This is a genomic window from Streptomyces sp. CRN 30 (assembly GCF_034105845.1).
Genome location: NZ_JAVRHI010000315.1, coordinates 1 through 9,581, shown reverse-complemented (window position 1 = coordinate 9,581; position 9,581 = coordinate 1). Strand labels below are relative to the sequence as shown.

Below are 9,581 nucleotides of genomic sequence, written 5' to 3'. Positions count from 1 at the left end.
CGCCGGGCGGCGGCCTCCAGGTCGGCGGAGAGCCGGCGGGCCGGGGCGCCCCGCTCCGCCACGAACCGGCCGAGCGCCTCGCGCAGCTCCCCGACCCCGTCCCCGGTGAGCGCGGACACCGCCAGCACGGCCGCGCCCGGTTCGCCGTACTCGCCCAGGGCGATCCCGTCTTCGTCGAGCAGCCTGCGCAGGTCGTCGAGGACCTGGTGGGCGGCCTCGCCGGGCAGCCGGTCCACCTGGTTGAGGACGACGAACATCACCTCCGCGTGACCCGCCAGGGGCCGCAGATAGCGTTCGTGGAGGACGGCGTCGGCGTACTTCTCCGGGTCGACGACCCAGATGACGGCGTCCACGAGCGCCAGTACGCGGTCCACCTGCTCGCGGTGGAGCACCGCCGCGGAGTCGTGGTCGGGCAGGTCCACCAGGACGAGTCCGCGCAAGCCCGACTCCCCCTCCACGCCCTCCGCCGGACGCCGGCGCAGCCGTCCCGGGACACCCAGCCGGTCGATGAGGGGGGCCGCCCCGTCGCTCCAGCTGCACACGATGGGCGCCGCGGTCGTGGGGCGGCGCAGACCGGTGTCGGAGAGGGACGCGCCCGCGAGCGCGTTGAAGAGCGTCGACTTGCCGCTGCCGGAGGCGCCCGCGAGGGCGACCACGGTGTGCTGCCCCGAGAGCCTGCGCCGCGCGGCCGCCTCCGTGAGGACCCGGCCCGCCTCCGCGAGGGTCCCGCTGTCGAGCCGGGTCCGGGAGACCCCCACGAGTTCCCGCAGCGCGTCGAGCCGCGTCCCCAGCGGCCCGTCCTGGGCGAGCGACGTCACGTTCTGCGCGCCGAACGGGCCGATCTCCGCCCGGGCGCCGTCGTCGGGAGCGGCCCCGGCGGCGGGCTCGGCCGTGCGGCCGGCGTCGTCCCCGGTGACGTGCCCGGAGGCCTGCTCCGCGGTCACGCGCCGGGCGATCAGCCCGTCGTCCCAGTGCCGGCCACCGTCCTCCGGCTCCGTGTGCGAGCCGTCCTCCGGCCCCGTGCGGGCGCCGGCGGGCGCGGCGGTGCCGTCGAGGGGCGGATCCGGGTCGGCGCGCTGCACGCGCGCGTGGGCGCCCTCTTCGCCCCCGTTGTGGTCCGTACGGTCGGTGACGGCGGTCACGGCGGTCATCTCTCCTTCAGCAGGACGGACAGGGCGGCGATCAGTTCGGCCTGCGGCTCGGGGGTCACGTCGAGCGCGTCGAGCGGGGCCAGCCGGCGCTCCCGCTCGGCCCGCAGCGTCCTGCCGACGTACTCGGTGAGCAGCCGCCCGGCCCGGTCACGCAGCCGGAGGGCCCCGTGCGCGCCGATCAGCCCGGCCAGCCGCTCCCCCGCGGACCGCACCCGGCGCCCGCCCAGGAGGGCCGTCGCGACCAGCGCGGCCAGGACCTCGGGATCCGGCGCGGCGCCCCCGTCGAGGTCGCGCACCTCTTCCTCGGCGTACTCCTCCAGGACGCGCCGCCAGCGCCGTACGGCCAGCCCGATGCGGTGCTCGGCGCTCTCCGGCACCGGGTCGTGACGGGTCAGTTCCGGGGCCTTCGCGGCCGGCTCCCGCCGCCACGCCTCGTCGACGCGCTGGTCGGCGGCGATGACGGCACACAGCAGCAGCGCGGAGAGACTCTCCACGAGCGCGTCGAGGAGTTCGCCCGCGGTGCAGTCCAGCGGGTAGCCGCGCCACCGTTCGAGCGCGTCCCCGGCGAGCACGGCCCCGTGCTGCAGCCGCCCCTTCACGCGCGCGTGCTCCCGGCCGTACGCCGTGTCGACGGCGGCGGTGAGCCGCAGCGCGGCGGCGTGCTGGGCGGCGGCCGCGCCCGCCAGTTCGGGCATCCGCGCCCTGAGCGAGTCGAGCACGCCGTGGGCGGTGCACGCCATCGCCCGGTGCCGCGCCCCCGGGTCGGTCACCTGGTGCGTCAGCCAGTTGCGCAGCGGCGCGACGGCCGTGGCCGGCAGCAGTCCGCCACCCCAGGCCGACTCGGGCAGCTCGGGCACGGTGAACCGCGGTACGTCGCCGAGACCGGCCTTGGTGAGCAGCGCCCCGTACTGCCGCGAGACCTCGGACACCACCTGGTGCGGCACCCGGTCCAGGACGGTGATCAGGGTCGCCCGGTGCTGCTTGGCGGTGCGCAGCAGGTACCAGGGCACGGCGTCGGCGTACCGGGCGGCCGTGGTGACCAGCACCCAGATGTCGGCCGCGGAGATCAGTTCGGCGGCCAGGACGCGGTTCTCGGCGATCAGGGAGTCGACGTCGGGGGCGTCGAGGAGGGCGAGTCCGGGCGGCAGGCTCTCCGCGGTCTCGACCCGCAGGACGCGCGGGCCGTCGCCCCCGGCGGGGAACGGTTCCCCGCCGCGGGACTCCCGGTGGGGCACCCACGCGCGCGTGAGGTGGGGCAGCACCCGCATCCCGCTGAACCAGTGGTGGTCCTCGGGGTGGCACACGAGCACCGGGGTGCGGGTGGTCGGCCGCAGCACCCCCGCCTCGCTCACCCGCCGGCCCACGAGGGAGTTCACGAGGGTCGACTTGCCGGCGCCGGTCGACCCCCCGACCACGGCGAGCAGAGGCGCTTCGGGCTCTCTCAACCGGGGCACCAGGTAGTCGTCGAGCTGTGCGAGCAGTTCGTCGCGGTTGGCACGCGCGCGTGGAGCTCCCGCGAGCGGCAGCGGGTAGCGCACGGCGGCGACACGGTCGCGCAGGGCGGAGAGTGCGTCGAGCAGCTGAGGCCGTACGTCCAAGGTGACCACACGCGAAGAATGCCCAATTTTGAGGCGATTCTGAAGCATATGAACACGTCAGCGCGCCGACCGAACACAAGGGACGGAAGGGACTACTGGGACGCAGGCATAACGAGTGCACAACACCCGATGCGCAGGACGCCAAAAGCGGTGCACGATTCGTACCTGCCTGCGATTATCAGGACCGCTTCACCGAACCTCCACATTGAGCCACGGAGGCGAAGCAACGAGGGCAAGGACTCGGGAGCCCTATCCTTGTCCCCGGCAACGTCACGGATCAGCCCACACCCGGGCACCACGACACAGGCCACCACACCCGGCCCCCGTAGCTCAGTGGATAGAGCAGGCGCCTTCTAAGCGCTTGGCCGCAGGTTCGAGTCCTGCCGGGGGCGCCACCGGCCGTTCGGCGTCCAGCCCTCCCCCGCGGAGGGCTTTTTGCTGGCCGGACACGGTGACGATGCCCACAGCCGGGCTCCGCGCAAGCTTGGCCGAAGGTCATCGGGCCGGAGGGACAGCCCAGTGCGGATAGGGGCGCTCCTGGCAGATCAGGACAACTTCGGACGACACACGGGGCGCGACTCCGGTCACGCCGCCCGGGACCGCCGGCGGACCCCCTCCTCGCAGACGTCCCCCCACGGCGGAACAGCTCTCCCGGGAGCCGCGGAACACGCTGGTCAAATGGGTTGATCACCACCCGAATACCGTGACCCGAGGTGAGCGGCCGCGTTGAAGGGACGTGCGGCCGCGTTCGGGCGGACCGCTATTCGGGCTTTTCGAACAACGAAGGAGAACGCGATGTCTCGCATGGCGAAGGTCGCGGCCGTCGCTCTGGGCACGTCCGCCGTGGTGCTCAGCGGGGCCGGCCTCGCGACGGCCGACTCGGGCGCCCAGGGCGCGGCCACCGGCTCGCCCGGCATTGTGTCGGGCGACACGCTGCAGGTCCCGCTCCACGTCCCGATCAACCTCTGCGGTAACTCGATCGACGTCATCGGTCTGCTCAACCCCGCGTTCGGCGGCGTGTGCGGCGAACTGGACAGGGGTCACCACGGCCACGGCGGGTACGGCCGCTGACCTGGCAGGACGCCGACGGGCACAGTCGGCGGAGAAGGGCCCCGGTGGTCTCCACCACCGGGGCCCTCGTCCTGCGGCGGTCACGCGTAGCGGTAGATCTCCGCGACGTCCTCCATCCGCGCCGGCGTCACCTCCCACGGCGGCATGGGCTCGTGCCGCGCGACGACCCGGCCCTCCTGGGGGTCGGTGGGACCGAGCGGCCGGGCCGGCAGGTAGCGCGCCCCGGGGTGCCGCCGCTGCCAGCGCGTCCACTGCAGGTCCACGAAGGCGTGGTGCAGCCAGAAGACGGGGTCGTTGACGGAGCCACCGCCGACCATGTGGCCCCCGACCCAGCGGTGCACCCGGTTGTGGGTGCGCCAGGACGCGGCGCCCCGCCCGGCCCCCCAGCCCTCCAGCTTGTTGCGGAAGCCCTCGCGGGAGGTGGAGTCCCAGGGCGCGGAGTCGTAGACGGGATCGTCCAGGGCCGCGTCGAGGTCGCCGCGCGTGGGCAGGTCCACCGGGCGGCGGGGGTGGCCGAAGTCCCGGGTGAGGTACTCGACGTCGGTGACGCTCTCCCTGATCGTCCAGTCCCCGGTGGCGTGGGCGAACGGACCGGTCGTCACCCGCTGGTCCGAGCGCCGCCCGTTGCCGCCGAGCAGGTCCGCCGTCCAGGGCGCGGAGGACGTCGTGCGGTCCCGGGTCCAGTCCCAGTACGGGACCGTCACCGAGGCGTCCACACGACGCAGCGCCTTCTCGAACTCCAGCAGGTACGTGCGGTGCCAGGGCAGGAAGGAGGGCGTCATGTGCGCGGCGCGCAGCCCCTCCTCGCCGTCGGACACGTAGTGGTCGATGTGCGTCCGCACGAACGCGTCGTACTCGCCCCGCCGTTTGAGTGCGAGCAGCGCGCCGACGAAGCGGCGCCGCTCCGCGCGGGTCAGCGTGCTGACGTCCCTACGCGTGTACGCCATGGCCGCCTCCCCCGTGGTGCCCGTGCCGCCGTCCGGCACCGTTCCCCTGCCCGGGGGCGCCCGTGCCCCGCAGGCGCTGCGCCGTCCCCATCTCGTCGACGGCGGCACGCGTCGCTCCGAGGGCCGTGGGACAGGACCGGTAGTGGTCCACCATGCTCAGGTACGTGCCGTCCGCGCGCCGCATCAGGTGCAGCGGCCGTCCGTCCACGGTGACCCGCCACCGTGCCGTCGGGGCCGCGGCCGCGGTGGCCGCGCGCTCCCCGGTGGTGAGCACGCCCCGGATACGGCGTCCGCGGTACGTCTCGTCGAACTGCGCGTCCCGGGCGGTCGGTGCGCCGGCCCCGGGGGGCGCGGCGTCGTCGAGTGGTCCGGCCTCGCCGGGCGGCGCCGCGTGCCGGAGCCGTGACGCGGTGACGGCCGGGGTGAGCACCAGGGCGACCGCCGCCACGAGCAGTGCCCGCACGAGATCCCGTCGCCGCGTTCCGTTGAGGGTCGACACACCCGGGCGCTCAGGACTTGAGCGGAAGGCCGCCGAGGAGCCGCAGGGGACTGCCGGCCGCGTTGAGGGTCGCGGTGGCGCTTTTCACGCTGCTGAGGACGGAGTCCTTGTTCTCGGTGTCGAGCAGGTTGGACTGCTGCTTCAACGGAGAGATGTCGATGGGGTCCTTCATCAGCTTGTTCCAGGCGCCGGTGAGGCTCATGGGCGCCGCCTCCGCCGGGTCGAAGGCGAAGGCGGGCGTGGTGGCGCCGGCCAGGGCGACGGACCCCGCAACGACAGCGGCGGCCTTCAGTGACTTCATCGTGTTCCTTCCGGCGAATTCGACGACTTCGACGACTTCGATGACTTCGGTTGCTTCGGTGGCTTCGGTGATTTCACTGCACCTTGTGCAACGAGCCCCGGTCACCACGGAAACCGTGTGCGGCGGAAATTTCCTCACACCCCTTCCGCCCTTACACCCCTTCCACCCTTCCGAATCGCTGCACCCAATTTTTCCTACAAGTCGTTTCACAATGAAATCATTCGCCTCGGCAATTCGGTGCGCGCTGTTGCGGCGGCGTGCTGCCGGGCCGGCCCCTGCCCGGCCGACCCGGCAGCCGGGGCGCTCAGGAGGGCAGCAGCGGCAGGATCGAGGCCGTGTCCGTCGAGGCGGCCGGCTCGGGGGCGTCTGCGGCCGTGTCGTCGTCCGTCCCCGGTGCGACGCCTTCGAGCAGGGTCACCGCGGCGGCGTCACCCAGGCTGATCACCACGCGGCTGACCGCGGACTCCACGTCGGTGTCGGCGGGATCGGCGGGGGCGGAGGGGCCGGCGGAGGCACCCGAGGAGACGACGACGAGCAGGTCGTCGACGGCCGCCTGGAGGACGTCGATCGCCTCGCTCTTGACCTCGTCGATCTCGGCCGGGCCCGTGCCCTGCGGTGCCTCGTCGTCGTCCGACACGGGGCGCCCGTCCGGCAAGGGCCGTTCGGCGGCCGACGACTGCTGCTGGACGCCGGGCACGGGCGGCACCGCGGGGAACGGGAAGTGCGGCGGCACCGCGGGATACGACGGCCCGGCGGGGGCCGGGGGCCGGGCGGGGGCCGAGGGCGCGGCCGGTGCCGACGGCCTTCCCGGGGACGAGGGCGCGGCGGGCGCCGAGGGGCCGGCCGGGGCGGCGGGCCGCTGCGGCAGCCCGGGCACGTCGAAGAACCAGGGACGCGCCGGCGTGGTGGGGCTCTGCGACGGCGCGGGCCGGACGGCGGGCGCCGCACCCAGCCTGTCGATCGCTTCCGCGACGGAGCTCCGGTACGTGGCCACCCGGTCGGCGGCGAGCCGGCCGTCGTCGGCTTCGAGCGTGGCCTCGATCAACTCCGTCACCGGTTCCAGCGCGCTGTCGAGCCTGCTCAGCGATCCCGTCCACGCCAGCAGCGCGTCCGCGTCGGAGCCGGGTGCCGCCGCAGGGACGCGGTCACGTGCCGCGTCGTCGCCGGCGGCCAGTGCCGTGGGGGCGGCGATCCCGAGCAGGACCGTGGCGCAGCACGCGGAGGACGCGAGACGCCGGACAGGTCGAGGACTCATGGGTGTTCCCTTCGGTCGGTGCGACAGATCGTGTGATCACCGTTCAATCGGTCATCGCCGCCTGCAACCCATCGACCGCGCCGTGCGGCGGCCCATCGACCACGTCGTCCACGTCGTGGCTGGTGAGGCCACTCGCACGGACCTGCCGCCCACCGGCCCCCATTCGGGGCACCCGGCGGGCCGCCGTCGCCCTCAGTACGACGCGGGCCGGCCGTCCTCCCCCGCACGGGGAGGACGGCCGGCCGTCGGACGGTGTGCCGTGGTGTCAGTCGTTGATGCAGTGGCCGCCGAACGCGGGGTTCAGCAGGCCGATGACGTTGATGGAGTTACCGCACAGGTTGACCGGGAGGTGAACCGGAACCTGGAGGGCGTTGCCCGCCACCACACCCGGGGAGTGGGAGGCAGCCCCCTGAGCGCCACTGTCGGCAACGGCGGCGCCGGCGGTGCCCGCCACGGCGGCGGCAGCAACGGAGGTCAGGGCCAGGCCCTTCGCGATACGCGACATGGAGAAGTGCTCCTTGGAGTTGACGCAGAACATCCGGGCAGTGCGCCCGACGCTGGCATCAACGCCCGGGCTCACAAGGGGTTGCGCGGCCGAAGGAGTGATACACGAAAAAGCCCATTTTAGCTATGACGACACAGTTTTCCGGTTTCACCGATAAGTACGCATAGCCGGATAGGGTTGCGCTCATTCCAGGTCGCCGTTCATCGGCCGGGGCCCTGCGGCCTGTGCGCGATCCGCCCTGTTCCCGGCCGTTCGTTCGAGCGAGCATCCCGAAAGGGCACCGCCGGTCATGCGTCACTTCCCGGGTCGTCTGCCGCGACGACGGACCACTCGGCCACCGGCGCCCGCCACGCGTGCGCGCCCGGGCAAGCGCCGGTGCTCGGCCGTCGGCTCGCTGCGGTCGGCCCGGGCGCGGGGACACGGCGCCGTGGTGACCAGTTGCCTCCTCCCTCGTTTCGCAGCGGGACGCTGCCCGGGCGGGGGCGCGCTCCGACGTAGACGACGCCCGGCAGTAACGCGCGCCCCCGGCGCCGTCCGCGAACAAGGAACCCGCATGCATCCGTCACCACCCGGCCCGCCACCACCCCCGTCGAGCCCGTCGAGCCCGTCGAGCCCACCGTTCGCGTCGGCCGTGCCGTCCCCACCGCGGATCCTGCACCTCACCCAGCCGGCCGACGGCGGAGTGGCCCGGGTCGTGACGGACCTGGTAAGGGCGCAGCTCCGCGCGGGCCTGCACGTCACGGTCGCCTGCCCCGACGGTGAGCTCGCCCGCACGCTCCGGGCGCTCGGCGCGGACGTACGGCACTGGCGGGCGACGCGCTCCCCCGGTCCCGCGCTGCCCGCCGAGACGTACCGGATCGCACGGATCGTCGACGCGGTGCGGCCCGACCTGGTGCACGCGCACAGCGCCAAGGCGGGGCTGGCCGGGCGCATGGCCGTGCGCGGGCGGACCCCGACCGTGTTCCAGCCGCACGCCTGGTCGTTCGAGGCGGTCGGCGGGGGCACCGCGGTGCTCGCCTCGGCCTGGGAGCGGTGGGCCGCGCGGTGGGCCGACCGGATCGTGTGCGTGAGCGCGGCCGAGCGGCTCACCGGGGAGCGCGCCGGAGTGCGGGCGCGGTGGCGCGTGATCGCCAACGGGGTCGACACCGCACGCTTCAGCCCCGCGACGACGCCGGGGACCGCGGGCGCTGTGCGGGCCGGGCTCGCGCTGCTCGACGAGGTGCCCGCGCGGGCCCCGCTGGTGGTGTGCGTCGGGCGGCTGTGCCGGCAGAAGGGGCAGGACGTCCTGCTGGCGGGCTGGGGTGCGGTGGTGCGGCAGGTGCCGGGGGCGCGGCTCGTGCTGGTCGGCGACGGGCCGGACGCGGCACGGCTGCGGGGACTCGCCGGTCGGGGTGCGGGAGTGCTGTTCGCGGGGGCGGTCACCGACGTGGTGCCGTGGTACCGGGCAGCCGATGTGGTCGTCCTGCCGTCCCGCTGGGAGGGCATGGCGCTGGCGCCGCTGGAGGCCATGGCGTGCGGCCGGCCCGTCGTGCTCACGGACGTGGACGGGGCCCGGGAGAGCCTTCCGCCGGACCGCGCGCCGGGCCTTCCGCCGGACCGCGCGCCGGGGCCCGCGCCGGTGCCCGTCGGGGATCCGGTCGCGCTGGCCCGTGCGGTCACCCGTCTCCTGCTCGACGCGCCACTGCGCGCGTCGCTCGGCCACCGGGGCCGCCGGCACGTCCTGGCCGCCCACGACGTACGGCACACGGCTCAGGCGGTCACGGAGGTGTACCGCGAACTGCTGGGCACCGCCGGGACCCACCGCCACGGGGCGACCCACCGCCACGGAGCGGCACGCGGCCCGGACGGCCGGGACCTCGCATCCACCGCACCCACCGCGTACGCCACACCCACCGCATCCGCCGCGTCCGTGCCGGGCGGCGGGCCCACCGAGTGCGGGGGGTACCGCCGCCCATGACTGCGGAGAGCGCGGAGAGCACCGTCCCCTCCCCCGCCGACGGGACACGGACGCGCGAAGAACACAAGGGGTACGCGCCCGAGGAGCACGGGAGATCCGACGGGTACGGGAGACCCGACGGGCACGGCAGACCCGACGGGCACGGAGATGCCCCACCCGTCTCCGTCGTCCCCCCGCGCGGCTCCGTTCCCGCCCGCGGGCTCGGGTCCGGGTTGCCGGCCGCCGCCCGGCGCCCCGGCGGCGCGCGGACGCGGTCGTCGGCGCCGCCGCTGCTAGCCGTGGACGCGGCGGCCGCGC

At 74.6% G+C, this 9,581-nt stretch carries 9 protein-coding genes, 1 tRNA gene and 1 pseudogene; 4 read left to right on the top strand and 7 right to left on the bottom strand.

What is annotated here, in order from left to right:
• Positions 1-1,151, bottom strand: a 1,151-nt coding sequence (locus UW392_RS34255; protein ID WP_320779100.1) for a GTPase, incomplete at its 3' end; no start/stop codon positions are given.
• Entirely contained in the window at positions 1,148-2,758 is a 1,611-nt protein-coding gene (locus UW392_RS34250) for a dynamin family protein (RefSeq protein WP_320779099.1), read from the bottom strand. The genes UW392_RS34255 and UW392_RS34250, both read right to left, overlap by 4 nt.
• A gap of 310 nt (positions 2,759-3,068) precedes the next feature.
• Between UW392_RS34250 and UW392_RS34245 the strand changes: the two genes are divergently transcribed.
• A tRNA-Arg gene (locus UW392_RS34245) sits at positions 3,069-3,144 on the top strand.
• A 400-nt stretch (positions 3,145-3,544) separates the two neighbouring features.
• Positions 3,545-3,820, top strand: a complete 276-nt coding sequence (locus UW392_RS34240; protein WP_320779098.1) for a chaplin — start codon at positions 3,545-3,547, stop codon at positions 3,818-3,820.
• Between the two features lie 80 nt (positions 3,821-3,900).
• Here UW392_RS34240 and UW392_RS34235 read toward each other — a convergent pair whose 3' ends face one another.
• From UW392_RS34235 to UW392_RS34215, 5 genes are all read right to left on the bottom strand, one after another.
• Entirely contained in the window at positions 3,901-4,767 is an 867-nt protein-coding gene (locus UW392_RS34235) for a tyrosinase family protein (RefSeq protein ID WP_320779097.1), read from the bottom strand.
• A complete protein-coding gene (locus tag UW392_RS34230) occupies positions 4,751-5,230 on the bottom strand; it encodes a tyrosinase family oxidase copper chaperone (RefSeq protein WP_414496732.1) in 480 nt (159 codons plus the stop codon). The genes UW392_RS34235 and UW392_RS34230 overlap by 17 nt, the downstream gene beginning before the upstream one ends.
• 46 nt (positions 5,231-5,276) lie before the next feature.
• Entirely contained in the window at positions 5,277-5,567 is a 291-nt protein-coding gene (locus tag UW392_RS34225) for a hypothetical protein (protein WP_320779095.1), read from the bottom strand.
• A gap of 304 nt (positions 5,568-5,871) precedes the next feature.
• Positions 5,872-6,822 (bottom strand): hypothetical protein, encoded by a 951-nt coding sequence (locus UW392_RS34220; RefSeq protein WP_320779094.1) that lies wholly within the window; start codon positions 6,820-6,822, stop codon positions 5,872-5,874.
• Positions 6,823-7,087: 265 nt separating this feature from the next.
• On the bottom strand, positions 7,088-7,327 hold the full coding sequence (locus UW392_RS34215) for a chaplin (protein ID WP_320779093.1): 240 nt from the start codon (positions 7,325-7,327) through the stop codon (positions 7,088-7,090).
• A gap of 553 nt (positions 7,328-7,880) precedes the next feature.
• Here UW392_RS34215 and UW392_RS34210 point away from each other — a divergent pair.
• Entirely contained in the window at positions 7,881-9,284 is a 1,404-nt protein-coding gene (locus UW392_RS34210) for a glycosyltransferase (protein ID WP_414496731.1), read from the top strand.
• Positions 9,281-9,581: pseudogene (locus tag UW392_RS34205) on the top strand (hypothetical protein); the annotation flags it as partial. The gene UW392_RS34210 and the pseudogene UW392_RS34205, both read left to right, overlap by 4 nt.

Bases quoted from the DNA above. Each gene is read 5' to 3' on its own strand.
- UW392_RS34240 (WP_320779098.1), top strand. From the start codon at position 3,545: ATGTCTCGCATGGCGAAGGTCGCGGCCGTCGCTCTGGGCACGTCCGCC.
- UW392_RS34235 (WP_320779097.1), bottom strand. From the start codon at position 4,767: ATGGCGTACACGCGTAGGGACGTCAGCACGCTGACCCGCGCGGAGCGG.
- UW392_RS34225 (WP_320779095.1), bottom strand. From the start codon at position 5,567: ATGAAGTCACTGAAGGCCGCCGCTGTCGTTGCGGGGTCCGTCGCCCTG.
- UW392_RS34220 (WP_320779094.1), bottom strand. From the start codon at position 6,822: ATGAGTCCTCGACCTGTCCGGCGTCTCGCGTCCTCCGCGTGCTGCGCC.
- UW392_RS34215 (WP_320779093.1), bottom strand. From the start codon at position 7,327: ATGTCGCGTATCGCGAAGGGCCTGGCCCTGACCTCCGTTGCTGCCGCC.
- UW392_RS34210 (WP_414496731.1), top strand. From the start codon at position 7,881: ATGCATCCGTCACCACCCGGCCCGCCACCACCCCCGTCGAGCCCGTCG.